Source organism: Gordonia sp. NPDC127522 (assembly GCF_042672305.1).
Classification (GTDB): Bacteria; Actinomycetota; Actinomycetes; order Mycobacteriales; family Mycobacteriaceae; genus Gordonia; species Gordonia hongkongensis.
The window spans coordinates 446507-470263 of record NZ_JBHXVK010000003.1 but is presented as its reverse complement, the minus strand read 5'-3'; the positions used below and the strand labels follow the sequence as shown (position 1 = coordinate 470263).

General features: G+C 68.6%; 20 protein-coding genes and 1 riboswitch. Of the genes, 5 read left to right on the top strand and 15 right to left on the bottom strand.

Annotated features, from left to right (window positions below; translation table 11 throughout):
- Positions 1 to 340: 340 nt before the first annotated feature.
- Genes tkt through pgl form a run of 5 tightly spaced genes read left to right on the top strand, consistent with a single transcriptional unit; the run spans position 341 to position 6844 of the window.
- The gene (tkt, locus tag ACFVHY_RS09705) at positions 341 to 2419 is read left to right on the top strand and encodes a transketolase (RefSeq protein ID WP_390271514.1); all 2079 of its coding nucleotides are present in this window, start codon (positions 341 to 343) and stop codon (positions 2417 to 2419) included.
- A 27-nt stretch (positions 2420 to 2446) separates the two neighbouring features.
- The gene (gene tal, locus ACFVHY_RS09700; protein WP_226513239.1) at positions 2447 to 3568 is read left to right on the top strand and encodes a transaldolase; all 1122 of its coding nucleotides are present in this window, start codon (positions 2447 to 2449) and stop codon (positions 3566 to 3568) included.
- 6 nt (positions 3569 to 3574) lie between these two features.
- Complete coding sequence (gene zwf, locus ACFVHY_RS09695) at positions 3575 to 5128, top strand: glucose-6-phosphate dehydrogenase (RefSeq protein WP_390271300.1); 1554 nt, start codon at positions 3575 to 3577, stop codon at positions 5126 to 5128.
- A 49-nt stretch (positions 5129 to 5177) separates the two neighbouring features.
- Complete coding sequence (locus ACFVHY_RS09690; protein WP_390271297.1) at positions 5178 to 6110, top strand: glucose-6-phosphate dehydrogenase assembly protein OpcA; 933 nt, start codon at positions 5178 to 5180, stop codon at positions 6108 to 6110.
- Positions 6107 to 6844, top strand: a complete 738-nt coding sequence (gene pgl / locus ACFVHY_RS09685) for a 6-phosphogluconolactonase (RefSeq protein WP_390271294.1) — start codon at positions 6107 to 6109, stop codon at positions 6842 to 6844. The genes ACFVHY_RS09690 and pgl overlap by 4 nt, the downstream gene beginning before the upstream one ends.
- A gap of 7 nt (positions 6845 to 6851) precedes the next feature.
- On the opposite strand, the gene ppc is transcribed toward pgl, so the two are convergent.
- The 15 genes from ppc to rpe all read right to left on the bottom strand — a co-directional run bounded on the left by ppc (position 6852) and on the right by rpe (position 23394).
- Positions 6852 to 9683, bottom strand: coding sequence for a phosphoenolpyruvate carboxylase (gene ppc / locus ACFVHY_RS09680; protein WP_390271291.1), 2832 nt, complete (start codon positions 9681 to 9683; stop codon positions 6852 to 6854).
- Between the two features lie 54 nt (positions 9684 to 9737).
- Positions 9738 to 9974, bottom strand: coding sequence for a preprotein translocase subunit SecG (gene secG, locus ACFVHY_RS09675; protein ID WP_010841002.1), 237 nt, complete (start codon positions 9972 to 9974; stop codon positions 9738 to 9740).
- Between the two features lie 106 nt (positions 9975 to 10080).
- A complete protein-coding gene (gene tpiA, locus ACFVHY_RS09670) occupies positions 10081 to 10905 on the bottom strand; it encodes a triose-phosphate isomerase (RefSeq protein WP_390271289.1) in 825 nt (274 codons plus the stop codon).
- Complete coding sequence (locus tag ACFVHY_RS09665; protein WP_390271286.1) at positions 10905 to 12116, bottom strand: phosphoglycerate kinase; 1212 nt, start codon at positions 12114 to 12116, stop codon at positions 10905 to 10907. Before ACFVHY_RS09665 ends, tpiA begins: the two co-directional genes overlap by 1 nt.
- Positions 12117 to 12149: 33 nt before the next feature.
- Positions 12150 to 13169, bottom strand: a complete 1020-nt coding sequence (gap, locus tag ACFVHY_RS09660) for a type I glyceraldehyde-3-phosphate dehydrogenase (RefSeq protein ID WP_058250365.1) — start codon at positions 13167 to 13169, stop codon at positions 12150 to 12152.
- A gap of 159 nt (positions 13170 to 13328) precedes the next feature.
- A complete protein-coding gene (gene whiA / locus ACFVHY_RS09655; RefSeq protein WP_174316851.1) occupies positions 13329 to 14306 on the bottom strand; it encodes a DNA-binding protein WhiA in 978 nt (325 codons plus the stop codon).
- Positions 14307 to 14379: 73 nt separating this feature from the next.
- Positions 14380 to 15408: a uridine diphosphate-N-acetylglucosamine-binding protein YvcK gene (yvcK, locus tag ACFVHY_RS09650; RefSeq protein ID WP_390271283.1), complete on the bottom strand. Its 1029-nt coding sequence runs from the start codon at positions 15406 to 15408 to the stop codon at positions 14380 to 14382.
- Positions 15405 to 16337 (bottom strand): RNase adapter RapZ, encoded by a 933-nt coding sequence (gene rapZ / locus ACFVHY_RS09645; protein ID WP_390271280.1) that lies wholly within the window; start codon positions 16335 to 16337, stop codon positions 15405 to 15407. Before rapZ ends, yvcK begins: the two co-directional genes overlap by 4 nt.
- On the bottom strand, positions 16330 to 18387 hold the full coding sequence (gene uvrC, locus ACFVHY_RS09640) for an excinuclease ABC subunit UvrC (RefSeq protein ID WP_390271277.1): 2058 nt from the start codon (positions 18385 to 18387) through the stop codon (positions 16330 to 16332). The genes rapZ and uvrC overlap by 8 nt, the downstream gene beginning before the upstream one ends.
- Positions 18388 to 18397: 10 nt before the next feature.
- Positions 18398 to 18886: a PH domain-containing protein gene (locus ACFVHY_RS09635; RefSeq protein WP_390271274.1), complete on the bottom strand. Its 489-nt coding sequence runs from the start codon at positions 18884 to 18886 to the stop codon at positions 18398 to 18400.
- A complete protein-coding gene (gene ribH, locus ACFVHY_RS09630) occupies positions 18883 to 19395 on the bottom strand; it encodes a 6,7-dimethyl-8-ribityllumazine synthase (protein WP_390271271.1) in 513 nt (170 codons plus the stop codon). Before ribH ends, ACFVHY_RS09635 begins: the two co-directional genes overlap by 4 nt.
- Entirely contained in the window at positions 19392 to 20717 is a 1326-nt protein-coding gene (locus tag ACFVHY_RS09625; protein ID WP_390271268.1) for a bifunctional 3,4-dihydroxy-2-butanone-4-phosphate synthase/GTP cyclohydrolase II, read from the bottom strand. Before ACFVHY_RS09625 ends, ribH begins: the two co-directional genes overlap by 4 nt.
- 20 nt (positions 20718 to 20737) lie before the next feature.
- Positions 20738 to 21376, bottom strand: a complete 639-nt coding sequence (locus ACFVHY_RS09620) for a riboflavin synthase (RefSeq protein WP_390271264.1) — start codon at positions 21374 to 21376, stop codon at positions 20738 to 20740.
- 44 nt (positions 21377 to 21420) lie between these two features.
- Positions 21421 to 21577, bottom strand: a riboswitch (FMN riboswitch).
- A gap of 82 nt (positions 21578 to 21659) precedes the next feature.
- Entirely contained in the window at positions 21660 to 22685 is a 1026-nt protein-coding gene (gene ribD, locus ACFVHY_RS09615) for a bifunctional diaminohydroxyphosphoribosylaminopyrimidine deaminase/5-amino-6-(5-phosphoribosylamino)uracil reductase RibD (RefSeq protein ID WP_390271261.1), read from the bottom strand.
- Positions 22686 to 22689: 4 nt separating this feature from the next.
- Entirely contained in the window at positions 22690 to 23394 is a 705-nt protein-coding gene (gene rpe / locus ACFVHY_RS09610) for a ribulose-phosphate 3-epimerase (protein WP_390271258.1), read from the bottom strand.
- Positions 23395 to 23757: the final 363 nt, after the last annotated feature.

Sequence of the window (23757 nt, the reverse complement as noted above, 5' to 3'; positions counted from 1 at the left end):
CCGCCCGCACAGACGCCCGCGGGCTACTACGGAGCATGGTAGACGTTTGCCTCTGCGAACCGTGAATCGAGGCATGGCACCGCCATGCGCGAGCTCTCGACCGGCGATGACGCCAGAACTCGCCGGTAACCATCGGTCGGCGCGCAACGCGCGGCCGGCGCCGATTACTCTGGACGCGTACGCGCCGACGATCGTCGGTGGCCGACACCGGTCAGCGCCGATACCGATCAACGCCTACACCGATCACGCTGGTACCGGTCGCCCTGGTACCCATCGCCCCTTCTACGACCTCCGACCGAGTACGAATCGCACCGAGCAGGCACAGGAGACCTTCAGCATCGTGGCCGACACAGACGAGATCCGCGCTTTGACCACCCCCCGCCACCCGGACGACTGGACCGACCTCGACACCCGCGCCGTCGACACGGCCCGGATCCTGGCGGCCGACGCAGTGCAGAAGTGCGGAAGCGGACACCCCGGTACCGCGATGAGCCTCGCTCCGCTCGCCTACACCTTGTTTCAGCGAGTCATGCGTCACGACCCGACCGACACCGACTGGGCCGGGCGCGACCGCTTCGTGCTCTCGTGCGGGCACTCGAGCCTGACGCTCTACATCCAGCTCTACCTCGGCGGGTTCGGTCTCGAACTGTCCGATATCGAGGCGCTGCGGACCTGGGACTCCCTCACGCCGGGCCACCCCGAGTTCCGCCACACCCGCGGCGTGGAGATCACCACCGGCCCGTTGGGTCAGGGGCTGGCCTCGTCGGTCGGCATGGCGATGGCCGCCCGACGCGAACGCGGCCTGTTCGACCCCGATGCGGCGCCCGGACAGAGCCCGTTCGACCACTACATCTACGTCGTCGCCTCCGACGGCGACATCGAAGAGGGTGTGACCTCCGAGGCCAGCTCACTGGCCGGTACCCAACAGCTCGGCAACCTGATCGTGTTCTACGACCAGAATCAGATCTCGATCGAGGACGACACCGACATCGCGCTGTCGGAGGATGTTGCGAAGCGCTACGAGGCCTACGGCTGGCACGTGCAGACCGTGGAGGGCGGCGAGGACATCGTCGCCATCGAGGCGGCGATCGAGGCGGCCCAGCAGGTCATCGACCGGCCGTCGATCATCTGCCTGCGCACGATCATCGGCTACCCCGCGCCCAACATGATGAACACCGGCATGGCACACGGCGCGGCGCTCGGCGAAGACGAGGTCGCGGCGACGAAGAAGGTCCTCGGTTTCGACCCGGAGAAGAACTTCGAGGTCACCGACGAGGTGATCGGCCACACCCGCAAGCTCATCGACCGCGGTGCCGAGGAGCGCAAGGCGTGGACGTCGTCGTTCGATGCCTGGGCGGAGAAGAACCCCGACGCCAAGAAGCTGTTCGACCGGCTCACCGCCCACGAACTGCCCGAGGGCTGGACCGACGTGCTGCCCAGCTGGAACGTCGGCGACAAGGATGTCGCGACCCGCAGCGCATCGGGCAAGGTGCTCGGCGCGCTCGCGCCCGTGCTGCCCGAGCTGTGGGGCGGTTCGGCCGACCTGGCCGGCTCCAACAACACCACCATGGACGGCGAGCCGTCGTTCGGACCGACCTCGATCAGCACCAAGAAGTGGTCGGCCAACCCCTACGGCCGCACCCTGCACTTCGGTGTCCGTGAGCACGCCATGGGATCGATCCTGTCGGGCATCGCCCTGCACGGGCCGACCCGCGCCTACGGCGGTACCTTCCTGCAGTTCGCCGACTACATGCGTCCCGCGGTCCGCCTCGCGGCGCTGATGGAGATCGATCCGATCTACGTCTGGACCCACGACTCGATCGGTCTGGGTGAGGACGGCCCGACCCATCAGCCGATCGAGCACCTGGCCGCGCTGCGCGCGATCCCGAACCTCGACGTCGTCCGGCCGGCCGACGCCAACGAGACCGCGTACGCCTGGCAGCACCTGCTCACCCGCCGGAACCATCCGGTCGGCCTGGCGCTCACCCGCCAGAACATCCCGATCCTGGAGGGCACCTCGGCGCAGGGCGTCGCCAACGGCGGATACGTCCTGAGCGACTCCGAGGGTGATCCCCACGTCGTGCTCATCGGCACCGGCTCCGAGGTGTACCTGGCCGTCGACGCACAGAAGGCGCTGGCGGAGAAGGGAATCAAGGCGCGAGTCGTCTCGATGCCCTGTGTCGAGTGGTTCGACGAACAACCGCAGGGGTACCGCGACCACGTGCTGCCGCCGTCGGTTCCGCGCGTCGCCGTCGAAGCCGGTATCGCCATGCCGTGGTACCGCATCGTCGGCGCCGGCGGCGAGATCGTGTCGATCGAACACTTCGGGGCCTCCGCCGACTACAAGGTGCTGTTCACCAAGTTCGGCATCACCGCCGAGGCCGTGACCGCGGCCGCCGAGCGCGTCGTCGCGGGCTGAGCGCCAACAACCCACAAGGAGAGAATCGTGACCCAGAACGAGAAGCTCGCCGAACTGTCCGCCGCCGGAGTGTCGGTGTGGCTGGACGACCTGTCCCGGGACCTGATCAGCTCAGGTGACCTCGCCGAACTCATCAGCACCAAGTCGGTCGTCGGGGTGACCACCAACCCGTCGATCTTCCAGGCCGCGCTGTCGTCGGGCCATGCCTACGACGACCAGGTCAACGAGCTGGCCGCACGGGGCGCCGACGTCGACGCCACCATCCGGACGGTCACCACCGACGACGTACGCAACGCCTGTGACGTGCTCGCCTCGACCTTCGAGTCGACCGACGGCGTCGACGGACGCGTGTCGATCGAGGTTGATCCGCGCCTGGCCCATGACACCGACGCCACGGTGGCACAGGCCGTCGAGCTGTGGAAGATCGTCGACCGGCCGAACCTGCTCATCAAGATCCCGGCCACCGAGGCCGGGCTCCCCGCGATCAGCAAGGTCATCGCCGAGGGCATCAGCGTGAACGTGACGCTGATCTTCTCGGTCGAGCGCTACGAGAAGGTCATCGCCGCCTACCTCGACGGCCTCGACGCCGCCGCCCAGGCCGGCCACGACCTCTCCCGGATCCACTCCGTCGCCTCGTTCTTCGTGTCGCGGGTGGACACCGAGATCGACAAGCGACTCGACGCCATCGGCACCCCGGAGGCCACCGAGCTCAAGGGCAAGGCCGCACTGGCCAATGCACGTCTCGCCTACTCGGCCTACCAGCAGGTCTTCGAGGTCGAGTCCCGCTTCCCCGAGCTGCTGGCCAAGGGCGCTCGCCCGCAGCGCGCACTCTGGGCGTCGACGGGCGTCAAGAACCCCGACTACCCGGACACGCTGTACGTGAGCGAGCTGGTCGCGCCCAACACGGTCAACACGATGCCGGGCAAGACGATGGACGCCTTCGCCGACCACGGCTGGGTGAACACCGAGTCCATCATCGGTCTCGCCGCCGAGTCGCAGGAGATCTTCGACAAGCTCGTCGCGGTGGGCGTCGACCTGACCGACGTCTTCCTGGTCCTGGAGAACGAGGGCGTCAGCAAGTTCGAGGACGCATGGAACGACCTGCTCAGCGCGACCGCCGAGCAACTGTCCGCGGCGAACAAGGGCTGACCCCAGGTGGCGGGAGGCGAGGAGTCAACCGGGACCGGTTCGTGGACCAATCCGCTCCGTGACCCGCAGGACAAACGGCTGCCGCGCATCGCGGGACCGTGCAGCCTGGTCATCTTCGGGGTCACCGGCGACCTCGCCCGCAAGAAGTTGATGCCGGCGGTCTACGACCTCGCCAACCGCGGCCTCCTGCCACCGTCGTTCGCCCTCGTCGGCTTCGCGCGGCGCGACTGGACCGACGAGGACTTCGGCGCCATCGTCCACGACGCCGTCCGTGAACACGCACGGACCGGATTCCGCGAAGAGGTGTGGGAACGCCTCGCCGAGGGATTCCGGTTCGTGCAGGGCGCATTCGACGACGACGCCGCCTTCGACAGGCTGCGCGACACGCTCAAGTCGCTCGATGTCGAACGCGGGACCGACGGCAATCACGCGTTCTACCTGTCGATTCCGCCGGGGGCCTTCCCGACGGTCTGCGAGCAGCTCGAGCGCAGCGGTCTCGCCACGCCGACGGGCGACAGCTGGCGACGGGTGGTGATCGAGAAGCCGTTCGGTCACGATCTCGAGTCCGCACGCGAACTCAACGCGATCGTCAACAACGTCTTCCCCGAGTCGTCGGTGTTCCGCATCGACCACTATCTGGGCAAGGAGACCGTCCAGAACATCCTGGCCCTGCGGTTCGCCAATCAGTTGTTCGATCCGCTGTGGAGTTCGCATTACGTCGACCACGTCCAGATCACCATGGCCGAGGACATCGGACTCGGCGGCCGGGCGGGCTACTACGACGGGATCGGCGCGGCACGCGACGTCATCCAGAACCACCTGCTGCAGCTCATGGCCCTGGTCGCGATGGAAGAGCCGATCTCCTTCGAGCCCAAGCAGTTACAGGCCGAGAAGATCAAGGTCCTCGCCGCGACGCGCAACGTCCTGCCGATCGACGAGAACACTGCCCGTGGTCAGTACGGACCGGGTTGGCAGGGCAGCGAGAAGGTGCCGGGCCTCAAGGAGGAGGAGGGTTTCGCGAAGGACTCGAAAACCGAGACCTTCGCCGCCATCGCCCTCGAGGTCGACTCCCGCCGCTGGGCAGGGGTCCCGTTCTATCTGCGCACCGGAAAGCGCCTGGGCCGTCGCGTCACCGAGATCGCACTGGTCTTCAAGCGCGCTCCGCACCTGCCGTTCGACCAGACCATGACCGAGGAACTGAGCCAGAACGCCTTGGTGATCAGGGTCCAGCCGGACGAGGGCATCACCCTGCGATTCGGGTCGAAGGTCCCCGGGTCGAGCATGGAGGTCCGGGACGTCAACATGGACTTCAGCTACGGCACCGCCTTCACCGAGGCCTCGCCGGAGGCGTACGAGCGTCTGATCCTCGACGTCCTGCTGGGTGAACCCTCGCTGTTCCCCGTCAACGAGGAAGTCGAACTGTCCTGGCGCATCCTCGATCCGGTGCTCGACCACTGGGCCGAGTCGGGGTCGCCCGACACCTACGAGTCCGGGACGTGGGGGCCGCGTTCGGCCGAGGAGATGATGGTCCGCACCGGTCGCGCGTGGCGCCGGCCGTGACGAGACGTCCGTACGCCCGCACCGACCGATCCGTTCAGGAGGCCCCCCGATGATCGTCGAACTGCCCGACACGTCGACCGGAAAGGTCGCCAAGAAGATCATCGAGGTGCGCGCCGCGGGCGGCGCGCTGAGTCTGGGTCGCGTGCTCACCCTGGTCGTGTGCGTCGAACTCGGTGAGCCGATGGAGGGGGCCATCGAGGCGGCGGTCGGCGCGAGCCGCGAGCACCCCAGCCGCGTCATCGTCGTGTATCGCGGTGTGCGCGAAGGCGACTCACGACTCGATGCGCAGATCCGCGTGGGCGGCGATGCCGGCGCCTCCGAGGTGGTCGTGCTGTCGCTGCAGGGCGAACTCGCCGACCATCCGGACAGCGTGGTGACCCCCTTCCTCCTCCCCGACACCCCGGTCGTCACCTGGTGGCCGGGCAAGGGGCCACGACGACCCGCCGACGATCCGCTCGGCAAACTCGGGCACCGGCGCATCGTCGACGCGAGCAAGGCGGGCGACTCGCTCACGGTGCTGGCGCAGCGCCTCGAGACCTACTCCCCCGGCGACACCGACCTCGCCTGGACCCACATCACCCACTGGCGCGCGATCCTCGCGTCCGCGGTCGACCGACCGCCGCACACCCCGATCACCGAGGTCGTGGTCACCGGGTCGCAGAACTCACCCTCGGTGGACCTGATCGCCGGTTGGCTTCGGTCCACCTTGAACGTCCCGACGCGACGCCGCCGCGGCAGTTTCGAGATCCGTCTTCACCGCGACGAGGGTCCGACCATCCTCGCCGTCGACGAGGAGAACAACGCCGTGCTGACGATGCCCGGCAAACCCGATGGACGCGTCGCCATGGGCCGGCGTGAACTTCCCGCGTGTATCGCGGAGGAGCTACGACGACTCGACACCGACGAGGTGTACATCGAAGCACTCAAGGGTGTGCCCGAGGTCGAGTTCACAGATGACACCGAAGGAGTTGCCGCCCGATGACCACCGAGACCCTCGTCTTCGACTCCAAGCAGGAACTCGTCGAGACCGCCGCGACCCGGTTCGTGGACCTCGTGACCCGAGCCCAAGCCGAACGCGGCGTCGCGAGTGTGGTGCTGACCGGCGGCAGCAACGGGATCGGCCTCCTGTCGGCGCTCGCCGCCAACAGCGGCACCATCGACTGGTCCAAGGTCGACATCTACTGGGGCGACGACCGTTTCGTCCCCGCCGACGATCCGGAGCGCAATTCGGGTCAGGCGCGCGAGGCGCTGCTCGACAAGGTGCCCGTCGACCCGTCGCGGGTGTTCCCGATGGCACCGTCGGACGGACCGCTCGGCGACGACATCGAGGCCGCCGCCGCGGATTACGCCGCGATCCTCGCCGGCCGGTCGAGCGACGGCGTGGCGCCGGAATTCGATCTCCATCTGCTCGGCATGGGCGGTGAGGGACACATCAACTCGTTGTTCCCGCACACTGCGGCCACCGCGGAGACCACGAAGTCGGTGGTCGCCGTCGAGGATTCGCCGAAGCCGCCGCCGCGCCGGATCACCCTGACCCTGCCCGTCGTCAACCGTTCCCGGCAGGTGTGGTTCCTGGTCGCCGGCGCCGACAAGGCCGAGGCAGTCGGCGCCGCACACGGTGGCGCGGACCCGGCCGACTGGCCCGCCGCCGGGGCGCACGGCACCGAGGAGACCATCTGGTTTCTCGACGACGCGGCCGCCGCCGACATCCGGTGACCGTCCGCTAGCCCGAGTTCCGCAGCGCGGTGGCCAGGCCGTTCATGGTCAGCTGGATCCCGCGTCGAACGATCGGGGTGTCCTCCCCCGCGCGGAAGCGCCGGAGCAGTTCGACCTGCAGCAGGTTGAGCGGCTCGAGATACGGGAAGCGGTTGTAGACCGAACGCTTCAGGGCGGCGTTGTCGTGGAGCAGGTCGTCGGTGCCGGTGATCTTCGCGCACATCGCGATCGTCCGCTCGTGTTCGTCGACGATCATGCCGAAGACCCGCTCGCGCAGCTCCTCGTCGGGCACGAGCTGTGCGTACCGGTGGGCCAGGCCCATGTCCGACTTCGCCAGCACCTGAGCCATGTTCGACATCACGGTGCGGAAGAACGGCCATTTGGCGTAGTACCGCCGCAACGTCTCCAGCCGCTGCGGATCGTCCCCGACCCATTCCTCGAACGCCGAGCCCGTGCCATACCAGCCGGGCAGCATCACGCGCGACTGCGTCCACGAGAGCACCCACGGGATCGCGCGGAGATCGGAGATCTTCTCGGTCTGCTTGCGCGACGCCGGGCGGCTGCCGATGTTGAGGGCACCGATCTCCGACAGGGGCGTCGAGGTGGTGAAGTACTCGACGAATCCCGGTGTCTCGTGGACCAGCCGGCTGTACGCGGCTCGCGCCTTCGCCGCGATGTCGTCCATGATCTCGTAGGCCGAGTCGGATTCGTCGCCGAGGCCTTCGGTGTCCAGGAGTGAGGACTCGATGGTCGCGGCGAGCAGCGTCTCCAGGTTGCGCCGCGCAGTGACCGGTTCGGCGTACTTCGCGGCGATGATCTCGCCCTGCTCGGTGATGCGCAGCGAGCCCTGGACGGCACCGGGCGGCTGGGCCAGGATGGCGTCGTAACTGGGACCGCCGCCGCGCCCGACGGTCCCGCCGCGCCCATGGAACAGGCGCAATCTGATGCCCGACCGCGACGCGACGTCGACCAGATCGAGCTCGGCACGGTAGAGCGCCCAGTTCGCGGCCATGTAGCCGCCGTCCTTGTTGGAGTCCGAGTAGCCGAGCATGATCTCCTGAATCCCGTTCTGGGAGTCCACCATCGCCCGATAGAACGGGACGTCGAGGACGGCGCGGAGAGTTGCTGCGCCCTGCTGGAGGTCCTCGATCGTCTCGAACAGCGGAACCACGCGGACGCTACACCGCGGGGAACCGTCATTCGCGTCGTAGAGGCCGGCCTCCTTGAGCAGGATCAGCGCCTCGAGCATGTCGCTCACCGAGGTGCACATGCTGATCACGTAGTTGGGCACGGCCGCGGGGCCGAAGGTCGCGACCGCCTTGGCAGCCGCCCGGACGATCCCGAGTTCCTTGGTGGCCAGCTCGCTCAGCTCGGCGTCGGGACTGGTCAGCGGTCGACGCGCACGCAGTTCCGCGGAGAGGATCTCGACGCGCTCGGACTCGTCGAGCGACGCATAGTCCGGATGCACTCCCGCCCACGCGAGCAGCTCGGCGACCACTTCCTCATGCATGTCGGAGTTCTGCCGCATGTCCAGTCCGGACAGGTGGAAGCCGAAGGTGCGCACGGCTTCTCGCAGGGCGAGCAACCGGTCGTCGGCGATCGTGTCGTCGTTGTTCGCGCGCAGCGCGCCGTCGATCACATCGAGGTCGGCGAGGAGTTCGGCGGCGTCGCCGTACGGCTGTTTCCCGTCGATGAGGAAGAGGTCGCTCGAGGTGAGGAAGTCGTCGTCGAACATCTCCCGGGCGGTCGCCACCAGACGGGACCGGATGGAGCGCAGGGCGAGCCGGAAGGGTTCGTCGGCCCCCGGGTCGTCGGCGTCGGCCCCGGCGAGGTCGAACAGGGTGTCGCTGGCGTCGATGAGCCGGGCCGACATGCTGAGTTCCTGTGCGAGACTCTCGAGTTCGGCCAGGTGATGTCCGACGGCGGTCTGCGCGGCGAGCGTGGTGGCCAGGGCCACCACCTCGGAGTTCACGAACGGATTGCCGTCGCGGTCGCCGCCGATCCACGACCCCATCCGGATCATCGGCTCGTCGGCGAGTCCGGCGTCGGGGTACGTCGAGCGCAGCGCGGCGCGCACCGCGGTGTTGATGGCGGGCACGACCTCGAAGAACGAGGCGTCGTAATAGCGGAGCCCGGAACGGATCTCGTCCTGGATGGTGAGACGTTCGAGCCGGATGAGGGCGGTCTGCCAGAGGGTCAGGATCTGCCGCCGGATCGACTCGGTGACCGCCGCGTCCTCGTCCGGCATCAGCTCGGTCCGGCCGCGGAACCGCATCAGCTCGGTGATGCGGTTCTGGGCCTCGAAGACGGTGCGTCGGCGGGTCTCGGTGGGGTGAGCGGTGATGACCGGCACCACGGCGGCATCGGCCAGCGCCCGGCCGACCTCGTCGTCGCCGAGTCCCGCCTCGGCGAGCTTGCGGTAGGTGGCGGCGAGGCTGCTGTCCTGGGGCGGGTCTCCGGCCCGGACGTGGATGGCGCGGCGCCGCTCACGGTGGATGTCCTCGGCCAGGTTCGCCAGCAGGGCGAAGTGGCTGAACGCGCGGATGACCGGGACCGCGGTGGAGATGTCCAGATCGACGAACATGTCGGCGAGCTCGGTGCGGTCGATCTCGTTGCGGCGCACGCGGAACGCGGCCACGCGAGCGGCTTCGACCAGATCGAAGACGTCGCTGCCGGAGTGCTCACGGACGACGTCACCCAGGATCCCGCCGAGAAGGCGGATGTCCTCCCGTAGGGGTTCGGTGAGTGCTCGGCCCTCGTCGTCGACGACGATGTGGTCGACGATGGAGATCGATGGGCGCCAGTCCGGGACTCCCCGCGCGGGAACGGTTTCACTCATGCGTCAAGTATCCCGGCAACATCCGGGCGCGGCATCCCGAGGCGCGAACGGTGGCTAGCCGGACAGTTTGATGTCGACGCCCACGCCGACGATGAAGATCACCCAGATGAGTCCGACGAAGATCGTCAACCGGTCCAGGTTGCGTTCGACGACGCTCGAGCCCGAGAGGCTGGACTGGACACCGCCGCCGAACAGCGACGACAGACCGCCACCCTTGCCGCGGTGCAGCAGGATGAGCACGATCAGCAACACGCTGGTCACGATCAATCCGATGTCGAGTGCACCTTGCACAGTCACGAGTCGCAACGCCCTTCCGTAAAGCCCCTACATACAGCTGTGGCAGGTCAACCCCCGAAAAGAGGCCAACCTGCCACAGTGTACGCGTGGGTGTGACCCGTCAGGGCAAGGGGCCACCCGCGGCGATCGCCGACAGCGTCGCGAACTCGTCGGACTTCAGCGATGCGCCGCCGACCAGGGCGCCGTCGACGTCGGGACGTCCGACGATGTCGCCGACGTTCTTGGCGTTGACCGATCCGCCGTAGAGGATTCGCACCGATGCCGCGGTCTCGGCGTCGGCGATCTCCGCCAGGGTCTCGCGGATGGCCTTGCAGACCTCCTGTGCGTCGTCGGCGCCGGCCACCCGACCGGTACCGATGGCCCACACGGGCTCGTAGGCGATCACGGTCTCGGCGATCTCGGCGGCCGTCAGGCCGGCGAGGGAGCCCTTGAGCTGCGCGATGTTGTACGCCACGTGCTCTCCGGCCTCACGGACGTCGAGCCCCTCACCGATGCACACGATCGGGGTGAGCTCGTGCTTGAGCGCCGCCTTCGTCTTGGCCAGTACGACCTCATCGGTCTCGTTGTGCAGGGTGCGACGCTCGGAGTGCCCGACCACCACGAAGGTGCAGCCGAGTTTGGCGAGGAACGCACCGCTGATCTCGCCGGTGTAGGCGCCCGAGTCGTGCGCCGACAGGTCTTGCGCACCGTAGGTGAGCAGGAGCTTGTCGCCGTCGACGACCGTCTGCACGCTGCGGATGTCGGTGAACGGCGGAATGACCGTCACATCGACCTTGTCGAAGTACTTCGCCGGCAGGGCGAAGGCGATCTTCTGAACCAGCGCGATGGCCTCGAGGTGGTTCAGGTTCATCTTCCAGTTGCCCGCGATGAGCGGTTTGCGGGCGCCGGGAGCGAAGCGAGCGGGCCCATTGTCAACAGTCGCCATCAGCTCTCCAGCACCTTCAGTCCGGGGAGTTCCTTGCCTTCGAGGTACTCCAGCGATGCGCCACCTCCGGTGGAGATGTGCGAGAAGTCGGAGTCCGGCAGACCCAGGGTGCGGACCGCGGCGGCCGAGTCGCCGCCACCGACCACGGTGAACGCACCGTTGCCCGTCGCACCGGCGATCGCCTCGGCGACACCGCGGGTGCCCGACGAGAACTTCTCGAACTCGAACACACCCGACGGGCCGTTCCAGAAAATGGTCTTGGCGCCGGAGAGGACCGCGGCGAACCGCTTCACCGATTCCGGTCCGATGTCCAGACCCATCCAGCCGTCGGGAATGGCGTCCGAGGCCACCGTGTCCGATTCGGCGTCGGCGGCGAACTTGTCGGCCACCACGACGTCGACCGGCAGGTGGATGACGTCACCGAACCGCTCGAGCAGGCTCTTGCAGACGTCGATCTGATCTTCCTGCAGCAACGAGGATCCCACCGAATGCCCTTGTGCGGCAAGGAAGGTGAACGCCATACCGCCGCCGATGACCAGGGTGTCGACCTTGGGGGCCAACGCCTCGATGACACCGAGCTTGTCCGACACCTTCGATCCGCCGAGGACGACGGCGTAGGGTCGCGTCACCTCGTCGGTGAGCTTGGACAGCACGTCGACCTCGGCCGCCACCAGCTCGCCCGCGTAGTGCGGGAGCAGCTTGGCGACGTCGTAGACCGAGGCCTGCTTGCGGTGCACCACTCCGAAGCCGTCGGAGACGAACGCGCCGTCGTCGCCGACGAGCTCGACCAGCGCCTTGGCGAGCGCCTCGCGCTCGGCATCGTCCTTGGAGGTCTCCCGCGGATCGAAGCGGATGTTCTCCAGCAGCAGGACGTCGCCGTCGGTGAGTCCTTCCGCGCGGGCCAGCGCGTCGGTGCCGACGACGTCACCGGCGAGCTGCACGTTGCGGCCGAGTTCCTCCCCGAGGCGGGCGGCCACCGGCGCCAGCGAGAACTTCGGATCCGGCTCGCCCTTCGGACGACCCAGGTGCGCGGTGATGATCACCTTGGCGCCGGCGTCGATGAGCGCGTTGAGCGTCGGCAGGGACGCGAGGATGCGACCCGGATCGGTGATCGTCGACCCGTCGAGCGGGACGTTGAAATCCGACCGGACCAGCACACCCCTGCCCGAAACACCTTCGTCCAGAAGGTCTTTCAGAGTGGGAACACCCATGAGGCGTTGACTCCTAAAGTCGTTGGGGGTGGGTCAGAGCGACTTGCCGACGAGACCGATGAGGTCGACGAGGCGGTTGGAGTAGCCCCACTCGTTGTCGTACCAGGACACGACCTTGGCCTGGTCGTCGATCACCTTGGTCAGGCCGGCGTCGAACAGCGAGCTGTGCGGGTCGGTGACGATGTCGGACGAGACGATCGGCGCGTCGTAGTACTTCAGGATGCCCTTGAGCGGACCGTCGGCAGCGGCCTTGAGCGCGGCGTTGATCTGCTCGGCGGTGGCGGTCTTCGACAGCTGGGCGGTGAGGTCGGTGACCGAACCGGTGGGGATCGGGACACGCAGCGCGTAGCCGTCGAGCTTGCCCTTCAGCTCCGGGAGCACCAGGCCGATGGCCTTGGCGGCACCGGTCGAGGTCGGCACGATGTTGATGGCGGCGGCGCGCGCGCGACGCAGGTCCTTGTGCGGGCCGTCCTGCAGGTTCTGGTCCTGGGTGTAGGCGTGGATCGTGGTCATGAGGCCCTTGACGATGCCGAACTCGTCGTTGAGGACCTTGGCCAGCGGGCCGAGGCAGTTGGTGGTGCACGAGGCGTTCGAGATGATGTTCTGGCTGCCGTCGTACTTGTCGTCGTTGACGCCCATCACGATGGTGATGTCCTCGTCCGAGGCGGGCGCGGAGATGATGACCTTCTTGGCGCCGGCATCGAGGTGTCCCTGAGCCTTGGCGCGGGCGGTGAAGATGCCGGTCGACTCGACGACCACGTCGACGCCCAGGTCGCCCCACGGGATGGCGGCCGGACCTTCCTTGACCTCGAGGGCCTTGATCTTCTGCTCACCGACGACGATGGTGTCGTCGCCCTCGAGGGTGACGTCGTCGGACAGGCGACCGAGGATGGAGTCGAACTTCAGCAGGTGCGCGAGGGTCGCGTTGTCGGTCAGGTCGTTGACCGCGACGATCTCGATGTCGGTGGTGCCCAGCGCTTTTTGCGCTTCGACGGCACGGAAGAAGTTGCGGCCGATCCGGCCGAATCCGTTGACGCCTACCCGAACAGTCACAGTTGTGCTCCTTAGCGGTATTCATGGTCGGGCCTGGTGGTCAAGCCCGGTCTGGCCGCGCGTGAGCGGTCAGCGAAGCACACCTGAGTGGTCACGCCTCCGCCCACGTCGCCACCAGCCTAGTAGGCGACCCTCTGCTCGGCACACCGCAGGTCCGTGTCAGGCCTCGTCGAGCAGCTCGGAGGTCACCGCGGATTCGGTGTCGGGGATGCCGTCCTGGCGGGCCTTCTTGTCGGCCATCGACAGCAGGCGGCGGATACGCCCGGCGACGGCGTCCTTGGTCATCGGCGGGTCGGCGAGCTGACCGAGCTCCTCCAGCGACGCCTGCCGGTGGGTGATCCGGAGCTGTCCGGCCGCGATCAGATGGTCGGGCACCTCGTCGCCGAGGATGTCCAGCGCGCGTTCCACGCGGGCCGCGGCGGCGACCGCCGCACGCGCCGATCGACGCAGATTGGCGTCGTCGAAATTGGCCAGGCGGTTGGCGGTGGCGCGCACCTCGCGCCGCATCCGGCGTTCCTCCCACACGAGCCTCGTGTCGTGGGCCCCCATCCGGGTCAGCAACGCCCCGATGGCCTCGCCGTCGCGGATGACGACGCGGTCGGCTCCGCGGACCTCGCGGGCCTTGGCCGTGACACCGAGACGTCGCGCCGCGCCGACGAGGGCGAGCGCCGCCTCCGGCCCGGGACAGCTGACCTCCAGGGCCGACGACCGGCCTGGTTCGGTGAGCGACCCGTGCGCGAGAAACGCTCCGCGCCAGGCGGCCTCGGCGTCGGCGACACTACCGCCGACGACCTGGGCGGGCAGGCCGCGCACCGGGCGTCCGCGCAGGTCGAGCAGCCCGGTCTGTCGTGCCAGGCCTTCGCCGTCCTTGGTGATCCGCACGATGTAGCGCGCCGACTTCCGCAGCCCGCCACCGCGCAGGACGTGGACGTCCGAGGCGTAGCCGTAGAGGTCGTGGATCTCGCGGCGCAACCGGCGCGCCACGTTGCCCATGTCCACCTCGGCCTCGACCACCACGCGGCCCGCGACGATGTGCAGACCGCCGGCGAAACGCAGCAGCGCGGACACCTCGGCTCTCCGGCAACTCACCTGAGTCACCGACAGGCGACTGAGTTCGTCCTTCACCGCCGCCGTCATCGCCACCGGTACCTGTCCTCCTGTCAACAGACCACACGTCCCTCGAGTGAAAATCGCGGAGACATCGCCCGAATCAGGCGTCCGCTCGGTCAGAGTAACGGGTCAGTTCACCTTCGCACAGTTCGTTCACCACGGCGGCGACTTTCGCCGGGTCATGGACTTGCCGGCCCGGCACCGCGACGTCTCCGACATTCAGCTCCGCGCCGAACAATCCGGCCGCACGCACGAGGTGATCGCGTTCCCGTCCCGCGGGCACCGACGACGCATCCACGAGGACGTGGTCGACGCGGAAGGTGTTCGCATGGGCGTGCAGGACATGGAGGTGTCGCTCGACCGAGAACCCCGGGGTCTCCCCCGGCTCGGGGGCCAGATTGACCACCAGCACCTTGCGAGCGCTGCTGCGCTGCAAGGCCTTCAACTGTTCGGGCACGAGCACGTGCGGGATCACGCTCGAGAACCAGGAGCCCGGCCCCAGCATCAGCAGGTCGGCCGATTCGATTGCGGTGAGCGCCGATTCGCAGGCCGGCGGGTCGCCGGGCAACAGCCGGACGCGGCGCACCTTGCCGGGCGTGGTGGCCACCGCGACCTGTCCCCTGATCTCGCGACTGATGCGTGGATCGGCCTCGAGTCCCGAGACGTCGGCCTCGATGTCGAGGGGCACGGTCGACATCGGCAGCACGTGCCCCGTGATGCCGAAGATCTCCCGCAACTCGGCGAGGGCTCCCACGGTGTCGCCGAGCACCTCGGTGAGTCCGGCGAGGAGCAGATTGCCGATGGGATGCCCGGCGAGCGCCCCACGACCACCGAAGCGGTGCTGGAGCACCTCGGCCCACAGCTCGTGCCGGCGGCGGGCCGCCGGGTCGTCGGCGGCCTGTGGGTCCGGCAACCCGTCGGGCGTACTCATCAACGCGGCGAGCGCCATTCGCAGGTCACCGGGTGGGATGAGTCCGAGTTCGGCGCGCAGCCGTCCCGACGATCCCCCGTCATCGGCGACGGTGACCACCGCGGTGATGTCGGCGCTCAGATAACGCATCGCGGTCAGCGTCGCGTACAGGCCGTGACCGCCGCCGAGGGCGACGATCCGGGGTTCCCGGGAACTCATTCGCGCCCCAGATCACGATGCATGACCCGGACGTCATAGGACGCGTGCCCGGCGTCGTCGACGGCGCGGCGCAGCCGAGCCGACAGCTCCTCGGCGATGGCGACGCTGCGGTGCTTGCCGCCGGTGCAGCCGACGCTGATGGTCATGTAGCGCTTGCCTTCTCGCAGGTAACCGCGGCCGACGATGGAGACCAGGCCGATGTAGAGGTCGAGGAATCCGTCGGCGTCGGGCTGGCCGAGGACGTAGTCGCGGACCGGCGCCTCCCGGCCGTTGTGATCGCGCAGTTCATCGATCCAGTGCGGATTGGGCAGGAAGCGGACGTCGGCGACGAGATCGGAATCGATGGGCAGACCGTACTTGAAGCCGAACGACTGCACCGCGATCGACAGCCGCGGTTCGGTGTCGCCCGGCGCGACGCCCTCGACGATCGCGCGCAGTTTGGCCGCCGTCAGCGCCGACGTCTCCACCACCAGATCGGCCACGTTCTTGATCGGGGCGAGGATCGCCCGTTCGCGGGCGATCCCCTCGACGAGAGTTTCCTTGCCCTGCAACGGATGTCGGCGACGAACCTGCTCGAAACGGCGGACCAGCACCTGATCACTGGCGTCGAGGTAGAGGAGCCGGGTCCGGATCCCGGACCCTTCGAGGCGGTCCCGCAGCTGTTCGAGCTGATGGGCGAGGTTGGCGTCGGACGCGCGCAACACCATGGCGAGCCGGGTGATCGCCGGATCGTCTTCACGGACCATCCCGACCATCGTCGAGATCAGCGAGGGAGGCACGTTGTCGGCGACGTACCAGCCGTCGTCCTCGAGCACGTTCGCCGCGGTGGAGCGTCCCGCGCCGGACATCCCCGTCACGAACAGGACGGTGAAGTCCGTGTTCTTCGCCTCGGCGATCGCCGCGCTCTGCACTTCGGTGTGGTCACTCATCGGCACCTCGTCCCGCGTCACCGGTCGCCACCGTCATCTCCTTCTCGGCCCGCTCCGGGATCGGGGCCGGGTTCGGGGTCTGGTCGGGCGCCGCCGCCTCGCCGGAGAGCGCGGTCTGGACCGCCCGCGCCGTGGTGAGGCCGATCCCGGGCACCTGGGATATCTCATCCAACGATGCCTCGCGCAGGCGCGCAACCGAACCGAAGTGGGTCACCAGCGCGGTGCGGCGGGTTCGGCCGAGGCCGGGGACCCCGTCGAGCACCGACTCGGTCATGCGCTTGCTGCGCTTGCTGCGGTGGAACGTGATGGCGAACCGATGGGCCTCGTCGCGCACCCGTTGCAACAGGAACAGTGCCTGGCTGTTGCGCGGCAGGATCATCGGGTCGTCGTCGCCGGGCACCCACACCTCCTCGAGGCGTTTGGCGAGCCCGATCACCGAGACGTCGGTGATGCCGAGTTCGTCGAGAACCGCCGCGGCGGCGTGCACCTGGGGCGCACCGCCGTCGACGACGAAGAGGTTCGGCGGGTAGGCGAACTTCCGCGGCTGCGCCGTGGTGTCGGCCGCCGCGCTGATCTCACCGGACACCGGCGGCGGCGCATCGCGGTCGGTGCGGTGGCGCAGGAACCGGCGTCGGGTGACCTCGGCGATGGACGCGACGTCGTCGGATCGGCCCTCGCCGGCGGCGTGCCGGATCGAGTAGTGCCGGTAGTCGGACTTGCGCGGCAGACCGTCTTCGAAGACCACGAGGGAGGCGACCACGTCGGTGCCCTGCACGTGCGAGATGTCGACGCACTCGATGCGCAGCGGCGCCTGATCGAGCAGTAGCGACTCCTGCAACTCGGTGAGCGCCGCCGATCGGGTCGTGAGATCGCCCGCGCGTCGGAGTTTGTGCTGCGCAAGGGCTTCGCCGGCATTGCGGGCGACGGTCTCGAACAGCGCCTTCTTGTCGCCCCGCTGGGGCACCCGCAACCGCACCCGGCTGCCGCGGAGACCGGACAGCCACTCCTCGAGCTCCTCGGCGTCGGACGGCAACTCCGGCACCAGCACCTCACGGGGTATCGACTCTCCGTGTGCCCGGTCGGTCCCGACGTCGACGGTGGCGTCGAAATCGACCTGGGCGCCGTAGAACTGGGTGATGAACTCCCCCACCACATCGCCGTCGGTACCGTTGTCGCTGCGCTCGACCACCCATCCGCGCTGGCCGCGCACCCGTCCGTCGCGGACGTGGAAGACCTGGACCGACACCTCGAGCTGATCGCCGGCGAGCGCGATCACGTCGGCGGTGGTGCCGTCGCCGAGCACGACCGCCTGCTTCTCCATGGCGCGTCGCATCGCACCGATGTCGTCACGCAACCGTGCGGCACGCTCGAAGTCGAGTTCCTCGGCCGCGACGTTCATGTCCCGTTCCATCTTGCGGATCATCAGGTCGGTGCGGCCGGCGAGGAAATCGCAGAAGTCCTCGACGATCTCCCGGTGTTCCTCGGCGTCCACCCGCCCCACGCAGGGGGCGGAGCACTTGTCGATGTAGCCGAGCAGACACGGGCGGTCGATCTGCCGGTGCCGTTTGAACACACCGGCCGAACAGGTTCGGGCCGGGAAGACCCGGGTCAGCAGGTCGACCGTCTCGCGGATCGCCCACGCGTGCGCGTATGGACCGAAGTAGCGCACGCCGCGCCGGCGCGGACCCCGGTACACGAACAGGCGCGGATACTCCTCGTTCAGGGTGACCGCGAGCATCGGGTAGCTCTTGTCGTCGCGGTAGCGGACGTTGAAGCGCGGGTCGAATTCCTTGATCCAGTTGTATTCGAGCTGCAGCGCCTCGACCTCGGTGCCGACCACCGTCCACTCGACGGAGGCGGCCGTCGTCACCATCTGACGGGTGCGGGGGTGCAGCGAGGCGATGTCGGCGAAGTACGACGTCAGCCTGGACCGGAGGTTCTTGGCCTTGCCCACGTAGATGACACGACGATGCTCGTCGCGGAACTTGTACACCCCGGGATCGGTCGGGATGGACCCCGGGGCGGGTCGGTAGGTAGTCGGGTCGGCCACGTGTTCCAGGCTAGTGTCCGGGCCGGACAGTCCCGCGGTAGCGCTCCTCGAGCTCGCGGAATCGACCCATCGCGTCGATGGCGCGCTGACCGTCACCGGCCTGAACGGCCAGGACGGTGATGTGTTCGTCGGCCGGGAAGAGCAGCCACGCCCCGAAACCCTGCTCCGGGTAGGTGAGACCGAGAACACGGTCCCATTCGAAGAGCCGCGCCGACACCAGGTTGCGCACCTCGACGCCGGCGGCTCCGACGCGCAGTCGCGGGCGGGTGAACAGCAAAATGGCCGCGGAGATGAGCGCACCGATGAGGATGATCGCGATCTGGTCGGAACCGCCGAGATTGCGGACTCCGACGTCGTCGATCGTGAGCAGCAGACCGAACGTGATGTGGATGGCCATCACCACGACGGCGGCGGCGATGGCCCACCGCGGCAGGTTGCGGGGCCGGTAGACCAGGTCCCAGCCGGCGGAGTCGGTCGGCGGGGTGTCGGCGGAACTCACGCCGATGCTCCTCCGACCGCCACCGGGAGGGTTTCGCCACGCGCGAGCGCGCGCAGGGTCAGCGCCGACGCCAGCGCGGCAACCGTCGCCTGTGCGCCCTTGTCCTCTGTCGAGCCCGGGAGTCCGGCCCGTGCGATCGCCTGGTCCTCGGTGAGCACGGTCAGGACTCCGTTGCCGACCGGGGTCGACTCGTCGAGCGACACCCGTGTCAGACCGGCGGTCACCGCGTCACACACGTACTCGAAATGCGGTGTCTCGCCCTTGATCACGACGCCCAGCGCGACGACCGCGTCGTGTGTCCGCGCCAGTGCCTGCACGATGACGGGCAGCTCGATGGCACCGGCCACCTGAACGATGGTCGGGTCGGCGACGCCGTTGTCGCGCGCGGCCCGGATGGCGCCGTCGAGCAGCGCGCCGCAGACGACCTCGTGCCACTGCGACGAGACGATCGCCAGGCGCAGCGAGCCGGCGTCGGCGAGTTCGAGGGTCGGCTCTCCGTGGCCGCTCATGCGGGTGCTCCTTCGGAGGCTCCGTCGGTGGGCTGGACGTGATCGTCGAGCCCGATCAGATCGTGGCCCATCCGGTCGCGCTTGGTACGCAGGTACCGCAGGTTCTCGGCGTTGGCGCGCACCGGCATCGGGACCCGGTCGACGATGTGCAGACCGTATCCGTCGAGCCCCACGCGCTTGGCGGGGTTGTTGGTCAGCAGACGCATCGACCGTACGCCGAGGTCTACGAGGATCTGGGCACCGAGTCCGTAGTCCCGCGAATCGGCGGGCAGCCCCAGTTCCAGGTTGGCGTCGACGGTGTCGGACCCCGCGTCCTGCAGCTGGTAGGCCTGCAGTTTGTGCAACAGCCCGATCCCGCGACCCTCGTGCCCGCGCATGTACAGGATGATCCCGCGGCCCTCGTCGGCCACCATCTCCATCGCGGCGTCGAGTTGTGGACCGCAGTCGCAGCGCAGCGAACCGAAGACGTCACCCGTCAGGCACTCCGAGTGCACCCGCACGAGAACGTCGTGCCCGTCGGCGTCGCCGCCGGTGATGTCACCTTTGACGAGCGCGACGTGTTCGACGTCGTCGTAGACGCTGGAATACCCGACCGCGCGGAAATCACCGTGTCGGGTGGGGATGCGAGCGTCGGCGACGCGGACCACATGCTTCTCGTGGCGCCGGCGCCAGGCGATGAGGTCGGCGATCGAGATCAGGGCGAGGTCATGCTCGTCGGCGAACACGCGCAGCTCGTCGGTCTGCGCCATCGAGCCGACGTCCTTCTGGCTCACGATCTCGCAGATCACCCCGGCCGGGGCCAGGTCGGCGAGGCGGGCCAGGTCGACCGCGGCCTCGGTGTGCCCCGGACGGCGCAGCACGCCGCCTTCCTTCGCCCGCAGCGGGACCACGTGGCCGGGTCGGGTGAAATCGGCCGCGGTGGCATCGGGGTCGGCAAGCAGGCGCATCGTCGTGGCGCGGTCGGCAGCACTGATACCGGTACCGATGCCTTCACGGGCGTCGACGGTCACGGTGTAGGCGGTGCCGTGCTTGTCCTGGTTCATCGAGTACATCGGCGGCAGGCCGAGCCGGTCGCAGGCGTCGCCGTCGAGCGGGACGCACAGGTAGCCCGAGGTGTAGCGCACCATGAAGGCCACGAGTTCGGGGGTCGCCTTCTCGGCGGCGAAGATCAGGTCGCCCTCGTTCTCGCGATCTTCGTCGTCGACCACGACGACCGCCTTGCCGGCGGCGATGTCGGCGATGGCGCGCTCGATCGTGTCGAAGGTGACGGCGCCACCCTCGGTTGCCGTCGCGTCGTTCCCCTCACGCGGTGACTCGCTCATCAGAACCTCACTCGTTGTGCTCATTTCGCCCCCGCTACATCAGGAGTACCAGTCGTGTCCGAACCCAGGTGAAGGCGCTCGACGTATTTCGCGATGACGTCGACTTCGAGGTTGACGACGGTGCCGGGTCGGGCGGCGCCGAGGTTGGTCTCGTTGAGGGTCGTCGGGATCAGGGAGATCTCGAACCAGGAGTCGTCGCCGGACCCGCCGACCGCGGACACGGTGAGGGACACCCCGTCGACGGTGATCGACCCCTTCTCGACGAGGTACCGGGTGAGCGCCGCGGGCACGGCGATTCGTACGACCGTCCAGTTCTCCGACGGGCTGACCGCGGCGATGGTGCCGGTGCCGTCGACGTGCCCCTGCACGATGTGGCCGCCGAAGCGCCCGTTCGCGGGCATGGCGCGTTCGAGGTTGACGGTGCTCCCGGCGGCGAGGTCGGACAGCGAACTGCGGCGCAGCGTCTCGCCCATCACGTCGACGGTGAACTCACCGGGACGGAGGTCGACGACCGTCAGACACACGCCGTTGACGGCGATGGAGTCGCCGTGACCGGCGTCGGCGGTGACCACGGGCCCGCGGACGGTGAATCGGGCGGCGTCGGAGAGATCCTCGCGGTCGGCGATGACGCCGAGTTCTTCCACGATTCCGGTGAACACGCACTCCTCCTGCTCGCTCGGAGCAGACAGGGCGGCCTCGTGTCGCCTGTTCTCTCGCATCCGGACTGTGACCGTCGGCTTCGGATTCGCACCGAATCTGCTGTCCCTGCCTGGTGGCAGGCGCTCGCGGGCTGGACGATGCGGATCCACCGCACCCTCATCACCGCCGGTGGGGATTTCCACCCCGCCCCGAGAACTGGTGACATCGACGCTAGCACGGCCCGGGATGTCAGTCGCATTGCGATTCCGGTGAGCGAAAAGCGTCGGGGGCATGTCGTGTCGCTCAGTTGTCGCGCGGGGTGGTCGACGGTCGCGACAGTGTGACGAGGACGTCCTCCCCGAGCCGGGTCACCGACGTCGTGGTGAACCGCAGGCCGTCGGTGAGGGTGGTCACCCCTGGGATCTCGACCGAACTGCGGCCGGCGCCAAGGACCAGAGGGGCGACGTAGGCGTGTACCTCGTCGACGAGTCCGGCCCCGAAGAACGCCCCCAGGATGTGCGGCCCACCTTCGACCAGCACCCACAGCGCGTCGGGCAGCGCGGCGAGGACGTCGGCGGGGTCGTGGGACTCGACGCGGACCAGCGGTCCGCCGACCGGATCCCGGAGCCGGGCGTCGGCCGGGATGTCGCGGTGACCGAGGACGACGCGCGCGGGTTGGTGCGGATGAAGCGCCCCGTCGGCGGTGCGCGCGGTGAGAGTGGGGTTGTCGGCCAGCGCGGTGCCGGTGCCGATCACGATGGCGTCGATCCGGGCACGCTGTGAGTGCGCGTGTTCGCGGGCCCGCGCACCGGTGATCCACTGGCTGGTGCCGTCCGGCGCCGCGATCCGCCCGTCGATGCCCGACGCGATCTTCGCGGTGACGTGCGGACGACCGAGACGCTGACGCGTGAGCCATGGCCGCAGCGGCCCGTCCTCGACGGCGCCGGCCGCGACTCCCCCGGTCACCCCGACGCCCGCGGCCCGAAGCGTCTCGGCACCACCGGCGGCGACGGGATTCGGGTCGCTCACCGCGAAATGGACTTCGGCGATCCCGGCGTCGATGAGTGCCTGCGCGCACGGGCCGGTCCGGCCGGTGTGGTTGCACGGTTCGAGGGTGACGATCGCGGCGCCGCCTCGCGCCGACTCGCCCGCAGCTCGCAGTGCCATCACCTCGGCATGCGGCCCGCCCGGCGGTTGGGTCGCGCCGATGCCGGCGACGGTGCCGTCGGCGGCGAGGATGACCGCGCCGACGGGCGGGTTCGGTGAGCTGATCCCCATCGCCTCCCGGGACGCGCTGATGGCGCGTTCCATGGCGGCGGCGATGTCCATCGGATCAGGCCTGGGTCTGTGCCCGTGCGGCGGCGGCCGACTCGCGGAGTGCGGCGACGGCCTGTCCGGGATCGTCGGCGCCGTAGACGGCCGAACCGGCGACGAAGCAGTCGATGCCGGCCTCTGCGGCCTCCTCGATGGTGTCGGCGTTGATGCCGCCGTCGATCTCGACGAGGAGCCGCAGGTCTTCGGCGTCGATGAATTTCCGGATGGCGCGGGCCTTTTCGAGGACCTCGGGGATGAACTTCTGACCGCCGAAGCCCGGTTCGACGCTCATGATCAGCAGGGTGTCGAAGTCGCGCAGGATCTCCAGGTACGGCTCGAGCGCGGTACCGGGCTTGATCGACAGGCCCGCCTTGGCCCCGGCGGCGCGGATGTCGCGGGCGACGCCGATCGGGTTCTCGGTGGCCTCGGCATGGAAGGTGACGTTGTGTGCTCCGGCCTCGGCGTACGGCGGTGCCCACCGCTCCGGATTCTCGATCATCAGGTGGCAGTCGAGCGGGATGTCGGTGGCCTTCAACAGGCTCTCGACGATCGGGAGACCCAGGGTCAGGTTCGGCACGAAGTGTGCGTCCATGACGTCGACGTGCAACCAGTCGGCGCGGGTCTCGCCCGGGTGCGCCACCGCAGCGGCCTCGGCCGCGAGATTCGCGAAGTCCGCGGACAGGATGGACGGGGCGATCATGGGCGCGGTACCGGCGGTGCACATGGTCGACAAGTGTAGGACGCGGGTTCCGCTACGGACGAAAGCGTGTCGGCGTCTCAGACGCCGTTCGCCGGCCAGCCAGGAGACGGGGGCAGTACCGGCCACGGCTCGGGTCCCGTCTCGACCCCGACTCTCGGAAGGTCGGGGTTCGGGGGTAAGGCGTTGCACGCGACGATATCGGCGCGGTTCTCCGGACCAAGCCCCAAGCGGTCGAAGTACGAGACCTTCCAGCTGCCGAACATCGACGTTAGGGGCGTGGTCTGAGGGCCGTGCTGCTCAGCGGGTGGCATCCTCTGTCCCGTGCGCACGAATTCGATCGTTACCGGAGCGCCCCATGGAAATCGATTGTTGCGCCACTCGACACCA